A 24,548-nucleotide genomic window follows, 5' to 3' on the forward strand; every position below is an offset into this window, starting at 1 on the left:
ACACCTTCAAGGGACAACTCGACCTCGAACGCCACAGCGGCAAGACCATCGCCGGCGTGTGTACCCGCATCGCCCAGCGGGTCCTGGCACTGACCGCCGCGATCTGGCACAACGACCGCGCCGACGCACCCGTCCTACGCTCGCTCACCGCCTACGACCACTGAGGACCCCTTGGAATTTGTCATCTAGTCGGTCGGCAGCGCCAGCCCAGTCTCGGTGTCGAAGGCGTGCAGCGCGCCGGGCGCGATCGTGAACCACACGGTGGCGCCCTTCTCCGGGACCGAGCGCGGGGCGATCCGGGCGACGATGTGGTCGGCGCGCAGTTCGTCGCCGATCAGGTTGCCGTAGAGGAAGGCGTCCGCGCCGAGCTCCTCGACGACCAGCGCCTCGACCGCGAACGAGCCCGGATCTCCCTTGCCCGCAGGCAGCAGCGCCTCGGGCCGGAAGCCGAGCTGGACCGTGTCGGCCTTCAGCGCGCCGGTCATGGCACGAGGCAGCGGGACCCGGCCCTCGCCGATCTGGGCGTGGCCGTCGGTGACCCGGAAGGTGCCGAGGTTCATCGCCGGCGAGCCGATGAAGCCGGCGACGAACGCGTTGACCGGCTTCTCGTAGAGACCGAGCGGGGTGCCGACCTGCTGGAGTACGCCGTCCTTGAGGACCGCCACCCGGTCCCCCATCGTCATCGCCTCGACCTGGTCGTGGGTCACGTAGATCGTGGTGGTGTCGAGCCGGCGCTGCAGCGAGGCGATCTGGGTCCGGGTCGACACCCGGAGCTTGGCGTCCAGGTTGGACAGCGGCTCGTCCATGCAGAACACCTGCGGCTGCCGGACGATCGCGCGGCCCATCGCCACCCGCTGCCGCTGGCCTCCGGACAGCGCCTTCGGCTTGCGCTCGAGGTACGGCTCGAGGTCCAGGATCTTCGCGGCCTCCCGCACCCGGGCGTCGATGTCGGCCTTCGGCGTACCCGCGATCTTCAGCGCGAAGCCCATGTTCTCGGCCACGCTCATGTGCGGGTACAGCGCGTAGTTCTGGAAGACCATCGCGATGTCGCGATCCTTGGGACGCAGATGGGTGACGTCCTTGTCGCCGATCAGCACCCGGCCGTCGGTCACGTCCTCCAGCCCGGCGAGCATCCGCAGCGCGGTGGACTTCCCGGATCCGGAGGGGCCGACCAGGACCAGGAGCTCGCCCGGCTCGATGGTCAGGTCAAGACTGGCGACAGCCGGAGCCGTCGTACCGGGATAGACCAGGCTGGCCTGGTCGTAGCGGACGCTGGTGGACATCGTGGGTTCCTATCCCTTCGTGCCGCCGGCGGTGAGGCCGGCGACCAGGTGCTTCTGAGCGAAGAAGAAGACGACGGCAGCCGGGATCAGGATCAGCACCGACCCCGCCGTCAGCAGGTGCCACTGCGGGTTGAACTGCGGCACGAACTGCTGTAGGCCGGCACCGAGGGTCAGCTTGTTGCGGGACTGCATAAAGGCGATCGCGTACGCGACCTCGCCCCACGCGGTCAGGAACGTGTAAAACGCGGTGACCGCCAGGCCCGGTCGCGCCAGCGGCAGGATCACCCGCCAGAACGTGCCGAACGGGCCGAGGCCGTCGAGTGCCGCCGCCTCGTCGAGCTCCTTCGGAATGGTGTCGAAGTAGCCGCGCAGCATCCACGCGCAGAACGGCACCGCCACGGTGAGGTAGGCGATGACCAGCGAGGGCTTGGTGTCGATCAGGCCGAGGTTGGCCATGATCGTGTAGATCGGCACGATCAGGATCGCCACCGGGAACATCTGGGTGATCAGGAAGACCCACATCAGCCCCCGCTTGCCGGCGAAGTTGAACCGGCTCAGCGCGTAGCCACAGGTCGCCGACATCGCGATCCCGATCACCATCGTGAACGCGGCCACGATCACCGAGTTCAGGAACCACGTCGGGAACGGCGTGTCGAACAGCACCGCCCGGTAGTTCTCCAGCGTCGGGTCGTCGACGAGCGTGATCTCGCTGCTCTGGATCCGGTCGGCCGGCTTGAAGGAGCTGAGCAGGATCCACAGCACCGGGAACAGCGCGATCACGGTGGCTCCGAGCAGGGTGGCGTGCAGCGCGAGGCTGGCCAGCAGCGGGCGGTCCGAGCGGCGCCGCTGCAGCTGCTTGGGCGCCGGCTTCGGCGCTGGCTTGGAGACCTCGACGGTCGTCATCAGAACACCTCTCCCTGGGCCTTGAGCGTGCGTCGGTACGCCGAGGCGAAAACCATCAGCAGCGACAGGATCAGCACGCCGTACGTCGCGGCGAGTGAGTAGTTGCGCACGCCCTCGAACGCGGCGCGGTAGGCGCCGGTCACCAGGATCTCGGTCTGTCCGGCCGGCTCACCGCCGGTGACGAAGAAGATGATCGGGAACATGTTGAAGGTCCAGATGGTGCCGAGGAGGATCACCGTCGAGCTCACCGGCCGCAGCCCGGGCAGGGTCACGTTGCGGAACCGCTGCCACGGCGTGGCGCCGTCCATCTCGGCGGCTTCGTAGAGGTCGGACGGGATCGACTGCAGGCCGCCGAGGATGGCGACCATCATGAACGGCACGCCGAGCCAGACGTTGGTGCAGATCGCGGCGAACAGGCCGGTCCAGCGGTGGTTGAACCACTCGACCGGGTCCAGCCCGATGTTGACCAGGCCCTCGTTGATCAGCCCGAAGCGTGGGTTGAAGAGGAACTTCCAGCCGAAGGCGGCGACGAAGCCCGGCACCGCCCAAGGGACGATCAGCAGCACCCGGTAGAGGCTGCGGAACCGCATCCTCCGGTTGAGCATCACCGCGAGCCCGAGGCCGATCGTGTAGTGGAAGAACACGCAGGCGACCGTCCAGACGACGGTGTTGGTGAACTGCAGCCAGAACGACCCGCGCTCGCCGGTGAGCAGGTCGACGTAGTTGTCGACGCCGACGAACTCGGCCTTCTTCGGGTTCTCCTTGCACTCCTCGCCGCCGCCGAGGGTCTTGGTGCAGATGACCTCGTCCTGGTTGGCCTCGGTGAGGTTGGTGAAGGACTGGTAGACGCCCTGGACCAGCGGGAACAGCACCAGCACGCCCAGCACGATCACCGTGGGCAGCACCATCGCCCACGCGTACCAGTTCCGGTCGAAGGACCGGCGCAGCCGGCCGGCCGCCTTGGGCGGCTCGGCCGGCGCGTCGGTTGCAGCCTCGGAGCTCACTGCTCGTCGTACTCCGGTACCACGTCACTCTTGAACTTGGCGGCTGCCTCGTCCATCGACTTCTGTACGTCGGCACCCTGGATCAGCACCTTGGTCGCCATCTCGTCGAGCGGCGCGAAGAACAGGCCACCCTCCGGGATCCACGGACGGGCCTTGCTGACGCCCAGCGCCGACGTCCAGGCCGACACCCGCTCGTTGTCACCCAGCGCGTCGTACGCGTCGGCGTTGGCCGGCAGCACACCGAGCTCCTCGGCTGCGAACGCCTGCGACTCGGCCGAGGCCATGAAGTTCACGAACGCGATCGCCGCTTGAGCCTTGTCCTCGTCCATGCCGCTGTAGATGACGTAGTTGTGGCCACCGACCGGAGCGCCGGCGCCGTCCGAGCCGGCAGGCACGGGCGCGATGCCGAGGTTCTCGAACCCGCCGAACTTCGGGTCGTCGGAGATGGCCGCGGTCTCCCACGGGCCGTTGATGATCATCCCGACCTTGCCCTCCTTGAAGAGCGTCATCATCGTGCCGTAGGAGTCGTTGGCGTCCGGCTTGACCGCGGCGCCCGAGTTCACCAGGTCCTGCGCGGTCTGGATGCCGGCGACGTCCGCCTCGGAGTTCAGCAGGATGGTCTGCTCCTCGGTGTCGACGATGTCACCGCCCTCGCCGTAGATGAACGGAAGCAGGAAGTAGCCGCCGTTGTTGATGTAGAGACCGTCGACGTTGGCCTTCTGCTTGAGCAGCTTGGCGGCGTCCTCGACCTCCTGCCAGGTCGTCGGGGCCTCGGTGATGCCGGCCTTCTCGAACAGCGCCTTGTTGTACATCAGGCCGAGCGTGTCGGTGACCTGCGGCACGCCGTACGTCTTGCCGTCGTAGACGTTCGACGACAGCGGCGTCTCGAGGAAGTTGTTGTCGTCGAGCAGCGGCGTACCGTCCAGGGCGTAGAGGTGACCGGCCGCCGCGAACTCCGGCACCCAGGCGACCTCCGCGCGCAGGATGTCCGGCGCGCCCGAGTCGGCCTCGGCGGCGGTCTTGAACTTGTTCTGGGCCTCGCCGAAGGGGACCGACTCGTAGTTGATCTTGACCTTCGGGTACTCCTCGTTGAACTTCTTGATCAGCGCCTCGTAGGTCGGGCCCTCGTTGGTCGGGTCCGAGGTGTCCCACCAGGTCAGCTCGGCCGTGAGCGACGCCGGGTCGACGTCGGACTTGTTCGAGTCGTTCTTGTCGTCGCTCCCCGAGTCGCCGCCGCAGGCGGCGAGGACGAGAGCGAGCGCGGCGATACCAGCGATGCCAGCCATGCCGGGCAGCGTGCGGCGCATCTGTGCTCCTTGCCTATGTGTCACGTGGATCTGTGTCGCCCGGAGGACCGGGCTGTGACGGGAATCACCGGAGGTTAGCAACACTTTGCAAGAAATGAAAAGTCTTGCAGAACTCTTGCCGATGCGCTTTCATGCCCCCATGGCCACGCTCGCTCAGATCGCCGAGTCCGCTGGGGTCAGTGAGGCGACCGTCAGCCGCGTCCTCAACGACAAGCCCGGCGTCTCCGACACCGCCCGCCAGTCCGTGCTGACCGCGCTCGACGTGCTCGGCTACGAGCGGCCGGCGCGGCTGCGGCGCCGTTCTGCGGGCTTGGTGGGGCTGGTCGTTCCTGAACTCGAGAACCCGATCTTCCCGGCGTTCGCGCAGGTCATCGAGGACGCGCTGGCGCGGCGCCGGTTCACGCCGGTGCTGTGCACCCAGTCCCCCGGCGGCATCTCCGAGGACGAGTACGTCGAGTCCCTGCTCGACCACGGCGTGGCGGGCATCATCTTCGTCTCCGGCCGGCACGCCGACACCACGGCCGACCACGAGCGCTACCGCGGCCTGCTCGAGAGGGGCCTGCCGGTCGTCTTCGTCAACGGGTACGTCGAGGAGTTCGACGCGCCGTTCTTCAGCACCGACGACCGCGAGGCGATGGTGACGGCGATCAGCTACCTCGCCCAGCTCGGCCACCAGAAGATCGGCCTGGCCACCGGCCCGGCCCGGTTCGTGCCCTCACAGCGGAAGCGAGAGGGCTTCATCGGCGGTCTGATGCGCACCTTCGGCTACTCGAAGGCCGAGGCCAGGAAGTGGATCGAGGAGGGCCTGTTCACAGTCGAGGGCGGCGAGACCGCGGCCCTGTCGCTGATCGACCGCGGCGCGACCGCCGTCGTGTGCGCCTCCGACGTGATGGCGCTGGGCGCGGTCCGCGGAGCTCGCGAGCGCGGTCTCGACGTACCTGGGGACGTGTCCGTGGTCGGCTTCGACGACTCGTCGCTGATGGGCTTCCTCGATCCGCCGCTCACCACGGTCCGTCAGCCGGTGCAGAGCATGGGCGCGGCCGCCGTACACGCCCTCGCGGACGCGATCGGCGGCCAGCCGGTGCCGTCGAAGGAGTATGTCTTCAAGCCGGAGCTGGTCCTGCGGTCGTCCACAGGACCAGCCCCGATTCGGGACTAGATCGGCATCATTCGGCCGCCGCCCCCACGGACCGGTGGATACTGCCCTTCTGCGACCACCTTTGCGTGCGCCTCCAGCGCCGCGCTCGCCTCGGCGTCCCGGTCGCCCATGTCCTTGACCGCGAGCTCCAGAGTCTTGGCGCCGTTGGACACCTCCCAGTGAAGGTCGTCCAGCAGCCGCCACGAGAGCCAGAGCAGATTGCTCCAGTCGTTGAAGAAGCCGTTGTAGCCCAGCCCGACGGCTGCGTCGCGGTAGAACGGGCCGGATTCGCTCGCGTCGTCGAGATAGCCCCGCGCCTTCGCGATCTCGCCGGCAATGCCCGGCATCGCGGTGCCGGTGATCTCGAAGACCAGCGACTTGTTGTGGATGATCGCCGGGCTCCCGGCGACGTGCAGGTCGCTGTCGTCGTCGACGTTCTTCAGCGGTGCCTCCAGGTCGAAGCCGGCCTCGGGTCCCACCCGCTGAACGTTGGTGGTGAGGTTTCGCTGGACGGTCTCCTCCTCGATCCGGATCGCCTTGTTGATCTCGTCGAGGTTGTTCTCCAAGCCCTTCATCAGGCCCTCGAAGTTCTTCCCGGGCGGGTTGCTGGCCTTGGTGCGCTCGGCGGCCTCGCCGCCCTCCTTCAGCAGTGTCAGTGCCGCGCCAGCTCCGGCGATGACACCGGCCGCTCCGCCGGTGATGAAGGCGCCGACGCCCGCGAGGACAGCGGCGACCAGGGCGATGTCGAACTTCCAGTCGCCGCCGCCGGTCTTGGCGTAGGCATCCAGGGCATTGGCGGCGTTCTCGACCGCGTTCGCGACGTCCTGGCGCGCCTTCTCCCACATCAGCCGCTCGCCGGCAAGGGCGCCGCCGAGGACGATGGTCAGGCCGTGGTGACCACCGACGCAGTTGCCCAGCGACATCAGGAACTTCTGCTTGAAGGCGGAGATGATGCCGCCCGACATCGCGTCGGAGTTCTCCTTGATGATGTCGAGGTTCGCGCCGATCTGACCGGCGCCGTTCGTCGAGCCGCCGCCGGTTGCCGGCGAAGCCGCGAGGGAGACGTTCGCCAGCCGCATCGACTCGATGATGCCGTCGAACTCGCCCGGCTTGGGCAGGTCCTGCCACTTCTTCAGGGCGTTGTCGACGCGGGTGCGGATGGTGTTGAAGTTGTTGGTGAACTCCTCGTCCTTGCGGCCGCCGCCGATCCAGCTGTCCGGCAGGAGGTGGTCACTGGTCCAGTCGCCACCACCGTTGCCGTCGGCGCCGGGACGGGAGACCCAGTAGTGCAGGTCGGAGACGGAGTGGCGGGCGTCGTAGTACTTGGACTCACTCTCGATGGTGAAGCCTTGGTCCTTCATGTACGCGTCGATAGCGGCACGCTTCAGCTTGCCGGTCAGCGAGGGGAGGTCGTCGTAGGTGGCCATGCCCTCGAAATCCCCATGATTCGCAATCGCAAAACTAGGCTCTAGGTAAAGTCTTCCGCTCGCGGATAGCCTCAGGCACGTGACCCTCACGATCGCCTACGTCGCCGGCGCGGCTCCCGACAAGTGGGCGCGGCGCTGGCGGCAACGGGAGGCCGAGCCGCTTGAGCTGGTGGCCGTCTCGGACGACGAGCAGCTCGCCGTACTCGGTGATGGGCGGGCCGAGATGTCAGTCGCACGGCTGCCCGTCGACCGGGAGCGGCACCACGTGATCCAGCTGTACGTCGAGGTCCCGGTCGTGGTGGTGCCGAAGGAGCATCCGGTGGCGGCGTACGACGAGGTCAGGCTCGCCGACCTCGCCGGCGAGCAGCTGATCCAGGACCCTGAGACGGTCCCGGGGTGGGCCGACCTGGACACGCCCAAGCGGCTGAACTGGCCGGCGATGTCGGCAAAGGAGGCGATCGAGGTGGTCGCCAGCGGCACCGGGATCGTGATTGTGCCGATGTCGGTGGCCCGGCTCCACCACCGCAAGGACGTAGTGCATCGGCCCGTTATCGACGGCCCGGAGTCCCAGGTCGCGCTGGTCTGGCTGCGTGAGAACGACGACCCGCGGTTACAGACCTTTGTCGGCATCGTCCGCGGCCGGAGCGCTCGCAGCTCACGCGACGCCGAGCCGGCCCCCAAGAAGGCGAAGCCAACCGCGAAGAAGGCGGCCCCGAAGACCCCACGGCCTACGCAGTCCAAGAGAGTGCCGGCACGGGGCCGGCGGCGAGCCCGCTAGCCCACCTCGCAGCTGCCAGTCCGACACGGCGTCGCTGATCTCGAGCCAGAGATACTCGGAGCCGCCCCGCCGCACGTGCGCCCACAAGAAGTCCTGCCACTCCTCGGAGGTGTCGAAGTCGAACTCCGACCAGTCCTGGACGCGCCTGGGCACCAGAACCTTGGACTTCAGGACGATGTAGTCGAGGGTCGGCAGCCGCTTGTCGCCTGGCGGCTCAGGCGACGTCAGCGGCATCTCATCGCCTCCCGTTAGGCGAGGTTGTCCGTGGCCCAGTCGCCGAGGACGCGGGCGCTGGCGTCGACGAGCGACGGCCAGTCGAGGGCAGCGGAGTCCGCGTTGTCGGAGACGTGCTTGACCAGCCGCACCGGGACGCCGGCCCGCTGCGCCGCGTAGGCCACGGCGTACCCCTCCATGTCGACCAGATCGGCCCGCTCGGCCAGCGCCGCGCGCCGGATCGGGTCGGTCACGAAGGCGTCGCCGGTCGCGAGCACCGGACCGTCCCCACCGAGCTCCAGCCGGTCCCGCGGGTCGTAGCCGAGCGCGCGGAGCGCGTCGGCGTCGAGGTCGTGGTTCAGGACGACGCTGGGCAGGTGCAGGCCGTCGAGCCCGTCCTTGAGCGCACCGGCGGTGCCGAGGTTGATGGCCGTGAGCCCACCGAGGTCGTCGTAGCCCGCGAGTGCGGCCGCGGTCGCGGTGGCCGCCGCGACCTTGCCCATCCCGGTGATGACCAGCGGCAGATCCGCCGGAAGGTACGCCGCCTCCGCCTTCGTCGCCGAGACGACGAGGTAGCGCGGCATCACCAGCCGGCCGGCAGCGGCCGGCCCTCGTGGAAGCCGGCGGCCGACTGGACACCCACCAGCGCCCGCTCGCGGAACTCCGCGAGGGTCCGAGCGCCGGCGTACGTGCACGCGGAGCGGACACCGGCGCAGATCTGGTCGACCAGGTCCTCGACGCCGGGCCGCACCGGGTCGAGGTACATCCGCGAGGAGGAGATGCCTTCCTCGTAGAGGCCCTTCTTCGCCCGCTCGTACGCCGACTCCGTGGAGGTCCGGTTGGCGACGGCACGGGCCGAGGCCATCCCGAACGAGACCTTGTAGGGCCGGCCGTCGGTGTCGTGGAGCAGGTCGCCGGGCGACTCGTAGGTGCCGGCGAACCAGCTGCCGATCATCACCGACGAGGCGCCGGCCGCGAGCGCGAGGGCGACGTCGCGCGGGTGCCGCACTCCCCCGTCAGCCCAGACGTGCTTGCCGAGGTCGCGCGCCGCCTCGGCGCACTCCAGGACGGCGGAGAACTGCGGCCGGCCGACGCCGGTCATCATCCGGGTCGTACACATCGCGCCCGGTCCGACGCCGACCTTCACGATGTCTGCGCCCGCCTTCACCAGCTCCCGCGCGCCCTCGGCGGAGACCACGTTCCCGGCAGCGAGCGGCACCTCTGGGGTGAGCGCGGCGACGGCACGGAGTGCGTCGGCCATCCGCTCCTGGTGGCCGTGGGCGGTGTCGATGACCAGGCAGTCCACCCCGGCCTCGATCAGCGCGGCGGCCTTCGCGGCCACGTCGCCGTTCACGCCGATCGCGGCGGCCACCCGCAGCCCGCCCGTCGCGTCCACGGCCGGGGTGTAGAGCGTCGCCCGCAGCGCGCCGGTGCGGGTGAGGACGCCGAGCAGCTTGCCGTCGGCAGCGACCGCCGGCGCAATCCGGACCCGGGCGGCGTCGAGCTTCTCGAACGCGCTGCGCGGGTCCTCGTCACCGGCGATGAGCACCATCCGCGTGGTCATCACGTCGCGGACCTGGGCGAACCGGTCCACCTCGGCGCAGTCCTCCTCGGTGACCACGCCGATCGGCTTGCCGTCCTCGACCACGACGGCGGCCCGGTGGGCGCGCTTCGGGATCAGCGAGAGCGCCTCGGCCACGGTCTGGTGCGGGGCGAGCTCGATCGGGGTGTCGAAGACCAGGTGCCGCGACTTGACCCAGGCGATCACGTCGCGGACCACCGGGAGCGGGATGTCCTGCGGGAGTACGGCGAGCCCGCCGCGCCGCGCGATGGTCTCGGCCATCCGCTTGCCGGCGACGGCGGTCATGTTGGCGATCACCAGCGGCAGGGTCGCGCCGGTGCCGTCGTCGGTGGCCAGGTCGACGTCGTACCGCGAGGCGACCGCGGACTGCCGCGGCACCATGAAGACGTCATCGTAGGTCAGGTCGTGCCCGATGTCGCCGGGCGCCGCGTCATGGAGAAACTGCACGGCTGGGACGCTACAGGTCCTCCCCGAAGCGAGCAGCAATCTCCCGCGCACTGGGCGTCCCGAGATCCGGGTCGGCGTGGTTGTCCATCAGGTACCGGACGATGTCGTTCTCACCCTTGAACAGCGCTCCGGCCAGCGGCGACTGGCCGCAGTTGTTGAGCCGGTTGACGTCCGCGCCGCGGTCGACCAGCCCGTGCACCAGCTCGGTGTGCCCGTAGTAGGACGCGACCATCAGCAGGGTGCTGCCGTTGTCGTTGGTGAGGTCGGCGGGGACGCCGGCATCGAGGTACGCGAGCACCTTATCGGCGTCGCCATCATGGGCGAGGTCGAACATTGCGAGCCCGAGCTGTTCCAGGCGGGCGTCTACGTCGTCAGCCATAGTCGCCGAGTCTGACAGGCTGTCGCGGTGAACCTCGTAGAACCCGCCGACGACTCTCAGATCGCCAGAAGCCTTCCCACTGCCTTTCTCGAAGCGTACGGCGCGAAGCCGGCGTTCGTCGGTCGGGCGCCTGGTCGAGTGAACCTGATCGGTGAGCACACCGACTACAACGCAGGACTCTGCCTGCCGTTAGCGCTTCCGCACGCGACCTACGCGGCGGTCGCGCCGCGAGCCGACGGCGTGGTCCGGGCGCGCAGCGTGCAGAGCGAGGAAGGCTTCGAGGGTCGCGAGCTGGCTCCGGGCCGGGTGGCCGGCTGGCCGGCGTACGTCACCGGCGTGATCTGGGCGCTGCGGGAAGCCGGGTACGACGTCCCCGGAGTCGACGTCCTCGTCGACGGCCGGGTGCCGCTCGGCGCCGGGCTGTCGTCGTCGGCGGCGTTGGAATGCGCGGTGGCGGTCGCGCTCGCCGGTCTGGTCGGTGGAGTGCCACCCGAGGCGATGGTGGCCGCCGGGATCCGGGCCGAGAACGAGGCGGTCGGCGCACCCACGGGAGGCATGGACCAGACGGTGTCGGTCTTTGCCCGGGCGGGCTACGCGCTGCTGATCGACTTCGACGGCGGCCCACGGACCCAGGTGCCGTGGCGGCCCGAGGAGACCGACCTGACCCTGCTCGTGGTCGACACCCGGGTCTCGCACCAGCTCGCTGACGGCGGGTATGCCGCGCGCCGGGCCGACTGCGTCGCGGCGGCGGCCGAGCTCGGCGTGCCCTCTCTGCGGCACGCCAAGCACGTCGAGCGGCTCCCGTACAACCTTCAGCGGCGGGCTCGGCACGTGGTCTCCGAGATCGGCCGGGTTGAGCTGGCCACCTCCGCTCTCGCAGTCGACGACTGGCCGGAGGTCGGCCGGCTGTTCACCGAGTCGCACGCCTCGCTGCGCGACGACTTCGAGGTCAGCTGCGCCGAGCTGGACGTCGCCGTCGACGCGGCCCTCGCTGCCGGGGCGCTCGGCGCGCGGATGACCGGAGGCGGGTTCGGCGGCTGTGCGATCGCGCTGCTGCCGACCGACCTCGTCGACACCGCCCGGAAGACGGTCGACGCGGCCTTCGCCGAGCGCGGCTGGCGGGAGCCGGCGTACCTGCTCGCGGTGGCGTCAGCGGGGGCGGGTGTCTGAGCGCGGGGGCAGCGCGGGCTCCGGTACTGGTGGCTCGGCCGGCTCCTGCTGGACGGCGACGGCGAGCTGCTGACGGGTCGGCGGGGTCAGCCCGCAGTCGCGCAGCTCCAGCTCAGCAAGCCGCTCGATCAGCACCGGGTCACCGGAGCGCCAGTCGCCCGCCGGGTCGTCGCTGATCTGAGCCAGCACGTGCATCGGCTGCCGCGCCAGTGCCCGCAGCGCGAACAGGTCGAGGTCCTCGCGCGCGTCGAGGTACTTCTGGCCGGCGGTGGCGTTGCGGACGAAGGTGGCTCGCCGCGGCAGGTACTGCAGCGCGATGAGGGCCAGCGGCACCAGCCCTGAGTAGAGACCGAGCGCGACGGCCAGGTTGGCGACGTTCTGGCTGCCGTCCTCGGCCGCGGTTGCCATCTTTTCGGCCGCGTCCGCGCCCTTCTCGAATGGCTCGGCACCCTCGTCGCCGACCAGCGGGATGCCGCCGACGACGTCGCCCGCGTCTCGCAGGCTGTCGGCCAGCCCGGAGGCCGACCGCGAGGCGTCGGTGCTCGGGTCCTCCAGGTCCATGATCATGCTGTGCACGGCGAAGCCGATCAACACGAACGCGCCGCACCACATGACGAAGAGCAGGTCGGTCACTATCTGGCGTACCCGGCGGCCCGGACTGTCGGCGTACATCTTCATGGGTGTCATCCAACCAGCCCCGGCAACCGGCCTAGACAGCCCCATCTGGGCGCCGGTACTCAGGCGCCACCGTGTACGGCGCCCGCCCGATCCGGGTAGCCGGGCGGGTCACTCGCGGCCGGTCCGCGACCAGGCTGATGCCCATGAACGATCCCACGCCACCGCGGAACACCACCGCCTTCTACGTGCAGTCCATGATCGCCTTCGGCATCTCGCTGTCGACGATGATCGTCGCGATCCTCTACCTCCCGGTCGACGGCTGGATCCGCGCCTTCCTCGGCCTCGGCACCCTGTTCCTCACCACGTCGTCGTTCACCCTCGCCAAGTGCGTGCGAGACGCGCAGGAGAGCCAGGCCGTCGTCAGCCGCCTCGACCAGGCCCGGGTCGACAAGATCCTCGCCGACCACGACCCGTTCCGGACCGCCTGACTTCCGCGGTATCTGCGCCCGGTTCGGGGGCCACAATGAGGTGAGGACCGGAACCGGGAGGCACCATGGCAGTCCGCATGCGACACCACCTCGGCCAGGCGCTCGGGAGCCTGCGCTACGAGCCCACGCCGACTCGGGTGCGCGCCGACCTGGTCGGCGTCACCTGGGTCGATACCACCGACGCGTTCCTGGTCTGGGAGCCGCGCCGGATCATCCCTGTGTACGCCGTACCGCCAGGCGACATCGCGGCCGCCGTCGAGATGACCGACCCACAGCCGGCGCCGGCCGACCTCGACGCACTGCCGAAGGTTCTTACGCCAGCCGTCGGCTTCGAGACCCATTCCTGTCCCGGAAAGGTGATCGACCTCGACCTGCCGGGCCCGACGCTGTTCAAGATCGGCTTCCTACCCGACGACCCGGACCTCGGCGGCAGGGTGCTGCTCGACTTCACCCGGTTCGAGCGGTGGCGGGCCGAGGAGACCGAGCTGGTCGGTCACGCGCACGACCCGTTCAAGACCATCGAGGTGCTGACCTCGTCGCGCCGGGTGGAGGTGCGCCACCAGGGCACGCTGCTGGCTGCGAGCAGCCGCCCGAAGATGCTGCTGGAGACCGGCCTGCCGCCGCGCTGGTACCTGCCGCACGAGGACGTCCGGATGGAGCTGCTGGTTCCGAGCGAAACACGCACGACCTGCGCCTACAAGGGGCACGCGTGGTACTTGTCCCGCCGCGACGACGCCGAGGACGGCGCCGACCTGGCGTGGCTCTACCCCGAGCCGCTGCACGCCGCGGTCCCGGTGAAGTACAGCATCTGCTTCTGGTCCGAGCGCTCCGATCTCACTCTCGACGGCGAGCCGGTCCCGCGGCCTGTCACGCCCTGGTCCCGGACGCCGATGGAGCCCTAGACCAGCGCCTGCACGCAGCCCATCGCGTCCTCGACGGCGCGGTCGCCGCCATTGAGCTCGAGGTGGGACTCGCCCCAGACCCGGACCGCCTCCACCACCGGCAGCACGGTCGCGCCGTACGGACCCAGCCGGTAGATCACCGGCGCCGGCACCGGGCCGGTCTCGACCCGCTCGATCAGCCCGTCGGCCTCGAGCTCGCGGAGCTGCTCGGCCAGGACCTTCGCCGTGATCGGGGCGCAGCGTCGCCGCAGCTCGGCGAAGTGCGTGTCACCCCGTCCGAGCCAGTAGATCAGGGTCAGCTTCCACTTGCCGCCGATCGCAGCGAACGCAGCGGCCATCGGGCAGCCCGGAATGGGGTTGGGCCGTGAGGCGGAGGGGTTACCTGAAGGTGCCTTCTTGTCCATGGGTGTCCTCGGTTCGGATAGTCGGCTCATGACGACGGACCCAACCGGCACCCTAGATGACTTCGACTGGGAGATCGGCAGCTGGACGACGACCGTGAACGTACTGGCCGACCCACTGTCGCGGGGCCCCGACGAGTGGCTCCACTTCACCGGAACCACCGTGGTCAAGCCGCTCTTGAACCGCCGCGCGAACGTCTTGGAGTTCGACGTGTCCGGGCCCGGCGGCCGGATCGAGGCCGTCAGCCTCCGGCTTTTCGAGCCGCAGGCCCGCCGCTGGAGCATCAACTTCGCCAACATCCGCAACGGCCTGCTCACGCCCGCGGTGTACGGCGGCTTCGACGACGGCGTGGGCATCTTCTTCGGCGAGGACGAGCTCAACGGCCGCTCGGTCCAGGTCCGCTTCCAGATCGTCCTGCAAGGCCCGGACGAGGCCAGGTTCGAGCAGGCGTACTCCGATGACGGCGGCACGACCTGGGAGGCGAACTGGATCGCCGTCGACCACCGGGTGGATCGGTGACCACCCGGCCTTAGGGTGGCGCCCATGCCGACCGCCTGCGAACGCCTTGCCGACACTGCCGACGCCATCGTCGCCGACGATTCCGGGATCAGCGGGGAGGACTTCCTGCTCGAGCTCGGCGAACGCGCGGCCGGCATCCGGCGCGGCCTCAGCGGGCTGATCGACCTGGTCTCCGGCGGCAGCAACCCGATCGAGGGCGGCGGCTTCAAGAAGGAGTACGGCGATGGCAGCGGCAAGCAGGTCCGGCACTTCGCGGGCATGGCGGCCGCGGCCGCCCGGCTCGGCACCGACGTGTCGAGCTGGACCGGCGAGCACATCCGCCGCGACCCGGACGACTCCGCGGATGGCCGGCTGAACGAGGCCGCGATCCGGTTCGCGCGCGGGCTCCTCGAGGGCGATCTCTCCCCCGCCGACGCCGGCGGCTGGATTCGCGCCAACATCTGCGCGAGGGCTGCAAAACTGCCGGAGTGAACGTGCCATCGACCGGGCAGCGGCTACCCGACCCCGCGCTGGTCGTCCTGGTGGGCGCATCCGGCTCCGGCAAGTCGACGTGGGCCGAGCAGCGGTACCGGCGCGAGGAGACCGTCTCCTCAGACGCGCTGCGCGGCGTTCTTGGCAGCGGCCCGCACGACCTCGACGCCAGCGACGACGCGTTCTCCGTCCTGGAGACGGTCGTGGCCGCTCGGGTCGGTCGTGGGCTGACCACCGTCGTGGACACGCTCGGGCTCGATCAAGAACGACGCGAGCGCTGGCTGGGCCTGGCCAGGGCGGCCGGGCTGCCTGCGGCGGCCGTGCTGTTCGACGTACCGGAGCGCGAGTGCCGGCGCCGCAACGCCGCCCGGGACCGGCCGGTACCCGCCCTGGTCCTCGGCGGCCAGCTGCGCCGCGTCAGCGAGGTGGCGGCCGCGCTCGCTGACGAGGGCTGGGACCTGGTCGTCGAGTACGACGGCGGCGAGGCCGCCGCGACCGCCACAGCGGCGACGCCTCGACCGGCCCCGGAGGCGGACCGGCGCTCGTCGCAGGGCCTGCGGATCATGCTGCAGCTGTCCCGGTTCCCGTGGGGCGAGGACCCGGCGGCCTGGCTGCGCGAGGTCGCGCTCGCGGCGGACGCGGCCGGCTTCGCCGGGCTGGCGCTGATGGACCACCTGATCCAGATCCCCCAGGTGGACCGGGCCTGGGAGCCGATCCCCGAGCCCTGGGTGAGCCTCGGCCTGCTCGCGGGTCTGGACACCCGGCTGCAGCTCGGCACGCTGGTCACACCGGCGACCTTCCGCCCGGCCGGGATCACCGCGAAGGCCGCCGCCACCGGCCGCGGATAGCAGGTGGTCTCCGGCAGCGTGACCGCCTCGCCGGCGTACGCCTTCGTGCCGGGCGCCCAGAGGGCGCGCATCGTCTCGATGCCCGCCTCGAGCAGGTCCAGCCGCTCCCGCGCGGGCGGAAACGGCAGCCCGTACGCCGCGTGCTCGCGGGCCCACCAGCCGGCTCCGACGCCCACGAACGCCCGGCCACCGGACAGCGCGTCCAGCGGTGGGCCGGATCCCGATCGTCGTCGGCGGTGGTGGCGAGCGGCGTACGCTCCGGATCGCGGCGCGACTGGGCGACGCCTGCAACCTGCCGTCAGACCTGGCCACCCTCGACGCCAAGCTGGCGGTGCTCCGGCAGCACTGCGCCGAGGTCGGGCGGGCGCCCAGCGAGGTGGAGGTGACCGTGCTCGACCTGCCGATCATCGGCCGCGACCGAGACGACACCTGGCGACGGGTCGAACGGCTGCGTGGCCGGACCGCAGCCGCCGCCTTCGCAGCACGGCACCATGCTGGGACCATCGAGGACCAACGGCAGCGCTACGGCGACCTGGCCGAGCGCGGCGTCGGCACCGTCTTCGCGGCGCTCCCCGACCTCGACCGTCCGGACGACGTACTGGCGCTGTCGGATCTGACCAAATGACGACGGGCGGGCGCTCTCGCGCCCGCCCGTCGTCCTCTCCCCCGGCATGCTCCCGGTTGACTGTGTCCTAGTCAGGTGGTGCTACTTCAGCTCGCCCGATGTCAGGCCCAGGACCCGGCGAGCGACGATCAGCTGCTGGATCTGCTGGGTGCCCTCGAAGATGTCGAGGATCTTGGAGTCGCGAGCCCACTTCTCCAGCAGCTCGCCCTCGGAGTACCCGAGGGTGCCGCAGAGCTCGACACAGCTCAGGGTGATGTCCGAGCCGACCCGGCCGGCCTTCGCCTTGGCCATCGAGGCCTCCAGCGAGTTCGGCTTGCGGTTGTCGGCCATCCACGCCGACTGCATCATCAGCAGCTGAGCGGCCTCCCAGTCGGCCTCCATCTGCAGGAACTTCGCGGCGGCCGCCGACTGAACCTGGGCGGGCCGGTCGTAGTCGACCTCGACCCCGGCCTTGGCCAGCAGCTCTCGGGTCAGGTCGAGCGAGGCCCGCGCGGTGCCGACGGCCATCGCGGCCACCAGCGGACGGGTGTTGTCGAAGGTGGCCATCGCGCCGGCGAAGCCCTGCTTGACGTCGATCTCCGGCGAGCCGAGGAGGTTCTCGGCCGGCACCCGGCAGTCGGTGAACAGGATGACCGCGGTGTCGGACGCGCGGATGCCGAGCTTGTGCTCGAGCCGCTCGACCTTCATGCCCGGCGTGCCCTTCTCGACCACGAACGACTTGATCGCCGCCCGGCCGAGTGACTTGTCGAGGGTCGCCCAGACGACCACGCTGTCGGCCCGCTCGCCCGAGGTGACGAAGATCTTCTCGCCGTTGAGGACGTAGTGGTCGCCGTCGAGCTTCGCGGTGGTGGTGATGGCGGCCGAGTCCGAGCCGAACGACGGCTCGGTGATCGCCATCGCCGCCCAGGTGCCCTGGAACCGCTTCAGCTGCTCCTCTGTCGCGACCGAGGCGATCGCGGAGTTGCCGAGGCCCTGGCGCGGCATGGTCAGCATCAGGCCGGTGTCGCCCCAGCACATCTCGGCGACCGAAAGCACCGAGGCGAGGTTGGCGCCATTCTTGACCTTGCCGTCGTCGCCGCCGTTCTCGTCGCGGCGTACGCCGGCCGCACCGGCGCCCTCCGCCGCACCGGACTCGGAGAGCCCGTCGATCATCGCGGCGAGCATGTCGAGCTCCTTGGGGTACTCGTGCTCGGCGGCGTCGTACTTGCGGGAGATCGGGCGCAGCATGTTGGCCGCGGTCTGGTGCGCCTGCTCGATGAGTGCGCGATGCTTCTTGGGGGTTTCGAGATTGATCATGATCGTGTCTCCGGGTCGTGAGCCGAGGCTCAGACCAGGACCGCTCCTTCCGCGAGGCCGATCGCACGCAGGTCGCGGTACCACCGCTCGACCGGGTGCTCCTTGACGAATCCGTGGCCGCCGAGCAGCTGGACGCCGTCGTTGCCGATCTTCATGCCCTTGTCGGCACACAGCCGCCGGGCCAGCGCGACCTCGCGGCTGTAGTCCAGCCCCTGCGCGGCGCGGGACGCGGCCTTGTAGGTGACCAGCCGCATCGACTGCAGCTCGATCGCGATGTCGGCGACCATGAACGCCACCGCCTGGCGGTGGCTGATCGGCTCACCGAACGCGTGCCGCTCGTTGACGTACGGCGTGACGTAGTCGAGGACCGCCTGGGCGGTGCCGACCGCGAGTGCGCACCAGGCGAGTCGCGACAGCCGCACGCACTCGGTGTACGTCGAACCGTCGGTCTCGCCGAGTACCGCCTCGGCCGGGACCTTGACGTCCTTGAGCTTCAGCTTGGTCAGGCCGGCGGCGCGGACGCCCATCGCCGGGTCGGCCTCGATGTGAAGGCCCTCGGCGCTGGACTCGACGAGGAACAGCACCGGCTTGCCCTCGAGCTCGGCGCCGACCACGAACAGCTCCGCCTCGGCGCCGCGCGGCACCAGCGACTTCACGCCGTTCAGCACGAAGCCGCCGTCGCGGCGGGTCGCGGTGGTGGCCGGCGACAGCGCGTCGAAGAGCACCGTCGGCTCGGACAGCGCGAGCGCGGCGGCCGGCACGTCGCTGCCGGTGAAGGCCGGCAGGTAGGTCTGCTGCTGCTCGTCGGTGCCCCACAGCGACAGTGCGGTGGCAACGGCGCCGGGAGCCAGTGTCGCGACGGCCAGGCCCAGGTCGCCCTTCGCGAGCGCCTCGGCAACCAGCGTGCCGGCCATCGCCGAGCGCGCCTCGGAGACGCCGCCGAGCGACTCCGGCACCCCGAGGATCGGCAGCCCGATCTCCAGGCTGGACTCGAGCAGCTCCTTGGGCGCCGCGCACTCGTCGTCGGCAGCGGCCGCTGCGGGCCGGACCACGTCGGTGGCGAACTCGGTGACCACGTCGACGAGCATCTGCTCGTCCTCGGTGGGCGTCAGATCGAAGATGCCGCGGCCGTCGGCACTCGGTACCCGGACTCCGGCGGCACCGCGCTTGCCTCGCTTCTCGAACGTCCGGCTCGCGGCGCCGATCGCCTTGAAGCCGGACCTGGTGGCGGTGTAGACGGCCTGCTCGGCCGGCTTGCGGAGCCGCATCCGGTCCAGCAGCTCGCTCTGGGCGACTCGGTTGAGGGCGGCGACCGCGAACCCGATCGGGTCCCGGCTCTCCGACGACGGCAGGCCGTGCCGGCCGCCGGGCTTGAAGGTTCGCGTCAAAGACATGCGCTAAATGTAACTGGGAGTTACACACAGTGCCACACCTGGTTGGCGTGGCGCGGGTCACGGGCGCGTGTGGCCCGCTGTCCGCACCGCGGGGCGACTGGGCGCGCGCGGCCCACGCGTGGCCTCGGTTCCGAACGCATACCTCGGATGTCCGAATTTGTACGTACGGGCCTGTCCGTACAAATTCGGACACTGGCCACCGGACGCCGCCAGCTGACCAGGTTCGGAACTCTGTCGGAAACACAGGTGTGCGCGGCTGTCGCAAGCCCTACGTTGACATGCGTGAGCCGGGTGATCTTCATGTGCGGGCCGTCGGGGTCAGGCAAGACGACGTACGCCAAGCGATTGGAACGCGACGGGATGGTCAGGCTGTCCTTCGACACCGAGATGTGGGAGCGCGGGATCTTGTTGGTGCCGCTGCCGCAGGACGTTCGGGATGAGATCGAGGCGGACCTGCGCGCCCGGCTCCTGGAGCTCGTCGCCACCGTGCGGGACGTCGTCCTGGACTTCTCGTTCTGGTCACGCCGGATGCGCGACGACTACCGCCGGTTGCTGGAGCCGACCGGCGTGGTGCCGGAGACCATCTTCGTCGCGACCGACCGCGAGACGGTTCTGGAGCGAGTACGAGCCAGGCGTGGGAGCCATCCGGACGACTTCGTGCTCAGCGACGAGCTGGCCGCCCAGTACTTCGACCACTTCGAAGTACCGACCGCCGAAGAGGGTCCACTCACTGTGATCGCCAGTAGCCCCGCGAACTCGTCAGACTCGCGCCACTAGGATCGCTGACTGTGTCTGACTCCACCGCCACGCCGAGCCCGATTGCGCCGTACGGCCCACTTCCCGAGGGCGGCCAGGTCCGGCCGGTCACCCGCTGGGGCACACCGGTGATGCACCGCCCGCAGCAGCAGGTGACGTCGTACGACGAGGACCTGCGGCAGCTGGCCGCGGACATGGTCGTGACGATGTACGCCGCCGAGGGCGTCGGGCTGGCGGCCTGCCAGGTCGGCGAGGACTTCGCGATGTTCGTCTTCGACTGCCCCAACGCCGCCGGACAGTCGGTGGTCGGCGTGGTCTGCAACCCGGTGCTGACGCTGCCCGAGGGCCGGGACCGCCAGCTCGACGAGGACGACGAGGGCTGCCTGTCCTTCCCCGGCGCCTACGTCGAGTGCGCTCGCCCGGACTTCGCCCGCGTGGACGGCTTCGGCCTGGACGGCCAGCCGGTCAGCTTCGAGGGCGACGGCCTGCTGGCGCGCTGCCTGCAGCATGAGACCGACCACACGGTCGGGACGGTGTTCGGCGACCGGCTGCCGACCAAGCTGCGCAAGAAGCTCGGCAAGCTGCACGACAAGGCGGCCCCGGACTACCCACTGGGCTGGCCGGCCGAGCAGTCCGAGCAGGTCGAGTGACCGAGCCCGACATCCGCATCGTCCAGCTCGACCACGCCACCCTGGCCGCGCTCGCCGACGGCGACCTGGCGCGCGCTCGGCAGACGTCGCCGGTCGAGCTCACGCCGTACCTCGCATCCGAGGAACGCCGCAGCACCTGGGCCCGCCGCGCCCGCCAGTTGGTCGAGACGCCCGTGGACGCAGACTGGGTCACCGGCGTGGTCCGCGACGAGGCCGCCGGCCTGACGATTGGTGGGGCCGGATTCCACGCGGCGCCGGACGAGGACGGCATGGTCGAGGTCGGGTACGGCGTGGATCCGGCGTACCGGGGCCGGGGGTACGGTCACGCGATCCTCGCCCACCTGATCGAGCGCGCCCGCCGCGAGCCCGCCGTGCACGTGGTCCGCACCAGCATCCGCCCCGACAACGCGGCCTCGCTCGCGGTCATCGCTCGCTACGACTTCGTCGAGATCGGTGAGGAGTGGGACGAGGAGGACGGGCTGGAGATCGTGCGGGAACTTAACCTCCAGCACGCGCCGAACGCTTAGATCGTCCGTTTCGCCCGCAAATTGCGTGGCATATACCGGGCATGGCGAGACTCCGCCACCGGGCCGGTGTGGCCTGGCCCACTGCCGTGAGGCAGGCTTTGCGGCTATGTGCCGGTGGCCCCCGCCACCCGCGATTTCTCGAGGAGAACGATGTCGACACGCATGCCGGGCCGCCTCCTGGCCCTGGCCATCTCGGGTGGGCTGCTCGCCACCGCCGCGACCGCTACCACCGCGTTCGCCGAGGAGACCCCTGACCAGAAGGTCAGCGTGGTCCCCGGCAACGAGCTGGACGCGCATGATCTGGAGCTGCTGGCGGACGCCCGGCAGGCGAAACAGCACTGGGTGACGATGATGCTGGCGGCCGACGACGGCCAGGCGGACGCCATCGAGGAGAAGGTCCGCAGCCTCGGTGGCACGGTCGGCTTCCGCGACGAAAAGATCGGCTACCTCCGGGCCACTCTGCCGATCGGCAAGGTCGCGGCCGCGGCCGAGCTGCGCGGCGTACTCGCGAGCGACCTGGCCGAGACCCTGGTCGTGCCGCAGCCGGCCGACCTCTCCCGCAAGCCCCGCAAGGCGGGCACCTACCCCGGCCCGGACGCAACCACGCCGGACGCGAACCCGTACATGCCGACCCAGGACATGGGTGCGGTGACCTTCAAGACCGCGCACCCGAAGTACGACGGTCGCGGCGTGACCATCGGCGTACTCGACAGCGGGGTCGACCCGGAGCACGAGGCACTCGCCACGACCACGACCGGTGAGGACAAGCTCGTCGACTGGTTCCCGTCGACGGACCCGGTCCGGCACCTGTACGCCGGCGGCGACGCCTCCTGGCGGATCATGCTGACCGAGGTGCAAGGCCCCGAGTTCACGCTCCAGGACAACACCACCTGGAAGGCGCCGGCGGGCACCTACAAGATCAACCGCTTCAACGAGTCCTCCACGCGTGCCGGTGACTGGGCGGGCGACGTCAACCGCGACGGCGACACCACCGACCGCTGGGGCGTGCTCTACGACCCCGAGACCCACGACATCTGGGTCGACAGCGACCAGGACTTCGACTTCACCGACGAGGTCAAGCAGCGGCCGTTCGCCGAGGAGCGGCAGGTCGGTCACTTCGGAGTCGACAACCCGGACACCCCGAAGGTGATCGAGTCGACGCCGTTCGTGGTCAGCTTCCGTGAGGACGTCGACACCACGGTGCTCGACGACACGGAGATCACCAAGGCCGACTTCGTCAACATCGGCATCCAGGACGGCTCGCACGGCACTCACGTCGCCGGCATCGCGGCTGGGCACAAGCTGTTCGGCGGCACGATGAACGGTGTCGCCCCCGGCGCGAAGGTCGTCTCCGGCCGCGCCTGCTGGGGTGCCGGCTGCGAGAACTACGCGCTCGTCGAGGGCATGGTCGACATGGTGGCGAACCACGGCGTGGACGTGGTCAACATGTCCATCGGAGGCCTGGACGCCCTCAACGACGGCGCCGACGCACGCGACCTGCTCTACGACCGGATCATCGACGAGTACGCCGTCCAGCTGTTCATCTCGGCCGGCAACAGCGGTCCGGGCCTGAACACCGTCGGCTCGCCGTCGACCTCGACCAGCACGGTCAGCGTCGGCTCCTCGATCACCAAGCAGACCTGGGCGGCTAACTACGGCTCCGAGGTCAGCGCCGCCACCGCACTGCACAACTACTCCTCGCGCGGCCCGCGCGAGGACGGCGGCCAGAAGCCGAACATCATCGCGCCCGGCTCGGCGATCTCGTCGGTCGCACCGCAGTTCGGCGAGACCTCGGTGCCGGAGGCCGGCTACCCGCTGCCGCCGGGCTACGCCCACTTCAACGGCACCTCGATGGCCTCGCCTCAGGCTGCCGGTGGTGCGGCGCTGCTGCTGTCGGCGAGCTTCGACAAGGGCATCGCGGTCACCCCGAAGCAGCTCCGGACCTCGATCTACAGCTCGGCCAAGAAGGTCGGCGCGCTGAAGGCACACGAGCAGGGCTACGGCCTGTTCGACGTACCGGCCGCGTGGGCGCTGCTGAAGAAGCAGCCCGAGACCAACGAGTACCAGGTCTCCGCTCCGGTGTGTACGCCGATCAGCGAGCACCTCGCCACCCCGCACAAGGGCACCGGCATCTACAACCGCTGCGCCGCCGGCGCGGGCGGCCAGACCATCGGCAAGGCGAAGTCGTACCGGGTCAAGATCACCCGCACCTCCGGCCGGTCCGGCACCGTCGCTCACACCCTGAAGTGGTCGGGCAACGACGGCACCTTCACCGCGCCGAGCAAGGTCCGCCTTCCGAAGGACAAGGCGGTCACGATCACGATCAAGGCGAAGGCCAGGTCCGGCGGCGTCCACTCCGGGCTGCTCCGGCTCGACGACCCGAAGACCAAGGGCCTGGACGGCTCGGTGCTGTCGACCGTGGTCGTCGCGACCAACGTCAAGGCGCCGTCGTTCGGCACCACCGTCAACGGCAAGGTCGAGCGGAACCGGACCAAGTCGTATTTCATCAATGTTCCGGAGGGCGCCAAGACCCTGCAGGTCAACCTGGGCGGGCTGGCAACCAAGAGCCAGACCCGGTTCGTCGCGATCGACCCGCTCGGCCTGGTCCGCGACAGCACGTCGTCGCTGAACTGCTACTCGAGCTTCAGCGACCCGAACGTCTGCAAGCCGAGCGAGCGCGACTACGCCGACCCGATGCCCGGGATCTGGGAGTTCGAGGTGGAGAGCCGCCGTACCTCGCCGTTCCTCAGCAACCCGTACCGGCTCACGCTCCAGGTCCAGGGTCTCACCGTCGACCCGGCCTCCCAGGAGATCGACAGCGTCAAGGCCGACGAGCCGACGCCGCTGACATGGAACGTCACCAACGACTTCGGCTCGGTCAGGCTGGTGCCGACCGGCGGTGACCTCGGCAGCGCCAAGACCGACCGGCCGAGCATCGGGCAGGACGCGACCCAGGAGTACGACGTGGAGGTCCCGGCCGGCGCGTCGCGGCTCGATGTCAAGATCGGCAACACCAGCGACCTCGGCGCCGACCTCGACCTGGTCGTCCTCAAGGACGGCGAGGAGGTCGCGAGCGACGCCGACGGCGACTCCGAGGAGGCGGTGAGCATCGCCTCGCCGGATGCCGGCACCTACACCGTGCAGGTGATCGGCTACGCGGTCCCGGCCGGTACGACCGAGTACGACTACCTCGACGCCTTCCTGTCACCCGGCCTCGGCTCGCTGACGATCGACACTCAGCCGACCCAGCTCGCCTCAGGCCAGAAGCTCGAGGTCACCGGCACCCTCACTGCCAAGGCGGCACCCGCGGAGGGCCGTCAGCTGTTCGGCTCACTGCGCGCGCTCAGCGGTGACGAGGGGCTGCTCGGCACCGGCGACGTGCTGGTCAAGGCGGTCACGCAGTAGCTGCTGCTCACCACGA

The 24,548-nt window shown here is 69.9% G+C and carries 25 protein-coding genes and 2 pseudogenes; 14 read left to right on the forward strand and 13 right to left on the reverse strand.

Annotation, left to right across the window (positions count from 1 at the left end):
* Positions 1 to 164 (forward strand): annotated as a pseudogene (locus DDV73_RS29360) (IS982 family transposase); the annotation flags it as partial.
* Positions 165 to 185: 21 nt separating this feature from the next.
* On the opposite strand, the gene DDV73_RS21915 reads toward DDV73_RS29360, so the two are convergent.
* Genes DDV73_RS21915 through DDV73_RS21930 form a run of 4 tightly spaced genes read right to left on the reverse strand, consistent with a single transcriptional unit; the run spans position 186 to position 4,497 of the window.
* On the reverse strand, positions 186 to 1,283 hold the full coding sequence (locus tag DDV73_RS21915) for a sn-glycerol-3-phosphate ABC transporter ATP-binding protein UgpC (RefSeq protein WP_109509399.1): 1,098 nt from the start codon (positions 1,281 to 1,283) through the stop codon (positions 186 to 188).
* Between the two features lie 9 nt (positions 1,284 to 1,292).
* Positions 1,293 to 2,186, reverse strand: a complete 894-nt coding sequence (locus tag DDV73_RS21920; protein WP_109509400.1) for a sugar ABC transporter permease — start codon at positions 2,184 to 2,186, stop codon at positions 1,293 to 1,295.
* Positions 2,186 to 3,190 carry a carbohydrate ABC transporter permease gene (locus DDV73_RS21925; RefSeq protein WP_206051028.1) on the reverse strand — a complete coding sequence of 335 codons (1,005 nt, stop codon included), beginning with the start codon at positions 3,188 to 3,190 and terminating at the stop codon, positions 2,186 to 2,188. The genes DDV73_RS21920 and DDV73_RS21925 overlap by 1 nt, the downstream gene beginning before the upstream one ends.
* Entirely contained in the window at positions 3,187 to 4,497 is a 1,311-nt protein-coding gene (locus DDV73_RS21930; protein ID WP_109509401.1) for an extracellular solute-binding protein, read from the reverse strand. The genes DDV73_RS21925 and DDV73_RS21930 overlap by 4 nt, the downstream gene beginning before the upstream one ends.
* Positions 4,498 to 4,636: 139 nt before the next feature.
* On the opposite strand from DDV73_RS21930, the gene DDV73_RS21935 reads away from it, so the two are divergent.
* Entirely contained in the window at positions 4,637 to 5,656 is a 1,020-nt protein-coding gene (locus DDV73_RS21935; RefSeq protein ID WP_206051029.1) for a LacI family DNA-binding transcriptional regulator, read from the forward strand.
* Here DDV73_RS21935 and DDV73_RS21940 read toward each other — a convergent pair.
* Positions 5,653 to 7,062, reverse strand: a complete 1,410-nt coding sequence (locus DDV73_RS21940) for a hypothetical protein (protein ID WP_109509403.1) — start codon at positions 7,060 to 7,062, stop codon at positions 5,653 to 5,655. The genes DDV73_RS21935 and DDV73_RS21940 overlap by 4 nt on opposite strands.
* Before the next feature lie 79 nt (positions 7,063 to 7,141).
* On the opposite strand from DDV73_RS21940, the gene DDV73_RS21945 reads away from it, so the two are divergent.
* Positions 7,142 to 7,840: a LysR substrate-binding domain-containing protein gene (locus tag DDV73_RS21945; protein WP_109509404.1), complete on the forward strand. Its 699-nt coding sequence runs from the start codon at positions 7,142 to 7,144 to the stop codon at positions 7,838 to 7,840.
* A gap of 248 nt (positions 7,841 to 8,088) precedes the next feature.
* Here the strand turns inward: DDV73_RS21945 and DDV73_RS21950 are convergent, their stop codons facing one another.
* Genes DDV73_RS21950 through DDV73_RS21960 form a run of 3 tightly spaced genes read right to left on the reverse strand, consistent with a single transcriptional unit; the run spans position 8,089 to position 10,461 of the window.
* Positions 8,089 to 8,637 carry a nucleosidase gene (locus DDV73_RS21950; RefSeq protein WP_109509405.1) on the reverse strand — a complete coding sequence of 183 codons (549 nt, stop codon included), beginning with the start codon at positions 8,635 to 8,637 and terminating at the stop codon, positions 8,089 to 8,091.
* Positions 8,637 to 10,082 carry a GuaB1 family IMP dehydrogenase-related protein gene (locus DDV73_RS21955; RefSeq protein ID WP_109509406.1) on the reverse strand — a complete coding sequence of 482 codons (1,446 nt, stop codon included), beginning with the start codon at positions 10,080 to 10,082 and terminating at the stop codon, positions 8,637 to 8,639. The genes DDV73_RS21950 and DDV73_RS21955 overlap by 1 nt, the downstream gene beginning before the upstream one ends.
* A 10-nt stretch (positions 10,083 to 10,092) precedes the next feature.
* Positions 10,093 to 10,461: an ankyrin repeat domain-containing protein gene (locus tag DDV73_RS21960; RefSeq protein WP_109509407.1), complete on the reverse strand. Its 369-nt coding sequence runs from the start codon at positions 10,459 to 10,461 to the stop codon at positions 10,093 to 10,095.
* Positions 10,462 to 10,488: 27 nt separating this feature from the next.
* Between DDV73_RS21960 and galK the strand changes: the two genes are divergently transcribed.
* Positions 10,489 to 11,631, forward strand: a complete 1,143-nt coding sequence (galK, locus tag DDV73_RS21965; RefSeq protein WP_109509408.1) for a galactokinase — start codon at positions 10,489 to 10,491, stop codon at positions 11,629 to 11,631.
* Here galK and DDV73_RS21970 read toward each other — a convergent pair.
* A complete protein-coding gene (locus DDV73_RS21970) occupies positions 11,611 to 12,318 on the reverse strand; it encodes a hypothetical protein (protein ID WP_154402857.1) in 708 nt (235 codons plus the stop codon). The genes galK and DDV73_RS21970 overlap by 21 nt on opposite strands.
* Positions 12,319 to 12,452: 134 nt before the next feature.
* On the opposite strand from DDV73_RS21970, the gene DDV73_RS21975 reads away from it, so the two are divergent.
* Both DDV73_RS21975 and DDV73_RS21980 read left to right on the forward strand, forming a co-directional pair.
* Positions 12,453 to 12,737, forward strand: coding sequence for a YiaA/YiaB family inner membrane protein (locus DDV73_RS21975; RefSeq protein ID WP_109509410.1), 285 nt, complete (start codon positions 12,453 to 12,455; stop codon positions 12,735 to 12,737).
* A gap of 65 nt (positions 12,738 to 12,802) precedes the next feature.
* Complete coding sequence (locus DDV73_RS21980) at positions 12,803 to 13,639, forward strand: DUF427 domain-containing protein (RefSeq protein ID WP_109509411.1); 837 nt, start codon at positions 12,803 to 12,805, stop codon at positions 13,637 to 13,639.
* On the opposite strand, the gene DDV73_RS21985 is transcribed toward DDV73_RS21980, so the two are convergent.
* Positions 13,636 to 13,977 carry a winged helix-turn-helix transcriptional regulator gene (locus DDV73_RS21985; RefSeq protein ID WP_109509412.1) on the reverse strand — a complete coding sequence of 114 codons (342 nt, stop codon included), beginning with the start codon at positions 13,975 to 13,977 and terminating at the stop codon, positions 13,636 to 13,638. The two genes, DDV73_RS21980 and DDV73_RS21985, sit on opposite strands and share 4 nt — an antisense overlap.
* A 94-nt stretch (positions 13,978 to 14,071) precedes the next feature.
* Between DDV73_RS21985 and DDV73_RS21990 the strand changes: the two genes are divergently transcribed.
* Genes DDV73_RS21990 through DDV73_RS29365 form a run of 3 tightly spaced genes read left to right on the forward strand, consistent with a single transcriptional unit; the run spans position 14,072 to position 15,879 of the window.
* Complete coding sequence (locus DDV73_RS21990) at positions 14,072 to 14,560, forward strand: hypothetical protein (RefSeq protein ID WP_109509413.1); 489 nt, start codon at positions 14,072 to 14,074, stop codon at positions 14,558 to 14,560.
* A gap of 24 nt (positions 14,561 to 14,584) precedes the next feature.
* Positions 14,585 to 15,031 (forward strand): hypothetical protein, encoded by a 447-nt coding sequence (locus tag DDV73_RS21995; RefSeq protein WP_109509414.1) that lies wholly within the window; start codon positions 14,585 to 14,587, stop codon positions 15,029 to 15,031.
* Positions 15,028 to 15,879, forward strand: coding sequence for an LLM class flavin-dependent oxidoreductase (locus DDV73_RS29365; protein ID WP_240617417.1), 852 nt, complete (start codon positions 15,028 to 15,030; stop codon positions 15,877 to 15,879). Before DDV73_RS21995 ends, DDV73_RS29365 begins: the two co-directional genes overlap by 4 nt.
* Before the next feature lie 38 nt (positions 15,880 to 15,917).
* Here the strand turns inward: DDV73_RS29365 and DDV73_RS29630 are convergent.
* Positions 15,918 to 16,055 (reverse strand): annotated as a pseudogene (locus DDV73_RS29630) (LLM class F420-dependent oxidoreductase); the annotation flags it as partial.
* 32 nt (positions 16,056 to 16,087) lie between these two features.
* Between DDV73_RS29630 and DDV73_RS22010 the strand changes: the two are divergent.
* Entirely contained in the window at positions 16,088 to 16,504 is a 417-nt protein-coding gene (locus DDV73_RS22010; RefSeq protein ID WP_109509416.1) for an LLM class flavin-dependent oxidoreductase, read from the forward strand.
* Between the two features lie 81 nt (positions 16,505 to 16,585).
* On the opposite strand, the gene DDV73_RS22015 is transcribed toward DDV73_RS22010, so the two are convergent.
* Positions 16,586 to 17,800 carry an acyl-CoA dehydrogenase family protein gene (locus DDV73_RS22015; RefSeq protein ID WP_109509417.1) on the reverse strand — a complete coding sequence of 405 codons (1,215 nt, stop codon included), beginning with the start codon at positions 17,798 to 17,800 and terminating at the stop codon, positions 16,586 to 16,588.
* Between the two features lie 29 nt (positions 17,801 to 17,829).
* Entirely contained in the window at positions 17,830 to 19,194 is a 1,365-nt protein-coding gene (locus tag DDV73_RS22020; protein ID WP_109509418.1) for an acyl-CoA dehydrogenase family protein, read from the reverse strand.
* 282 nt (positions 19,195 to 19,476) lie between these two features.
* Here DDV73_RS22020 and DDV73_RS22025 point away from each other — a divergent pair, with 282 nt between their 5' ends.
* From DDV73_RS22025 to DDV73_RS22040, 4 genes are all read left to right on the forward strand, one after another.
* Positions 19,477 to 19,971, forward strand: a complete 495-nt coding sequence (locus DDV73_RS22025) for a P-loop nucleotide/nucleoside kinase family protein (RefSeq protein ID WP_206051030.1) — start codon at positions 19,477 to 19,479, stop codon at positions 19,969 to 19,971.
* An 11-nt stretch (positions 19,972 to 19,982) separates the two neighbouring features.
* The gene (gene def / locus DDV73_RS22030) at positions 19,983 to 20,600 is read left to right on the forward strand and encodes a peptide deformylase (RefSeq protein ID WP_240617418.1); all 618 of its coding nucleotides are present in this window, start codon (positions 19,983 to 19,985) and stop codon (positions 20,598 to 20,600) included.
* On the forward strand, positions 20,597 to 21,127 hold the full coding sequence (locus tag DDV73_RS22035) for a GNAT family N-acetyltransferase (protein WP_206051031.1): 531 nt from the start codon (positions 20,597 to 20,599) through the stop codon (positions 21,125 to 21,127). Before def ends, DDV73_RS22035 begins: the two co-directional genes overlap by 4 nt.
* A gap of 150 nt (positions 21,128 to 21,277) precedes the next feature.
* Positions 21,278 to 24,532 (forward strand): S8 family serine peptidase, encoded by a 3,255-nt coding sequence (locus DDV73_RS22040; protein WP_109509419.1) that lies wholly within the window; start codon positions 21,278 to 21,280, stop codon positions 24,530 to 24,532.
* Positions 24,533 to 24,548: the final 16 nt, after the last annotated feature.

The sequence above is a fragment of the Nocardioides speluncae genome, from assembly GCF_003121585.1.
GTDB lineage: Bacteria > Actinomycetota > Actinomycetes > Propionibacteriales > Nocardioidaceae > Nocardioides > Nocardioides speluncae.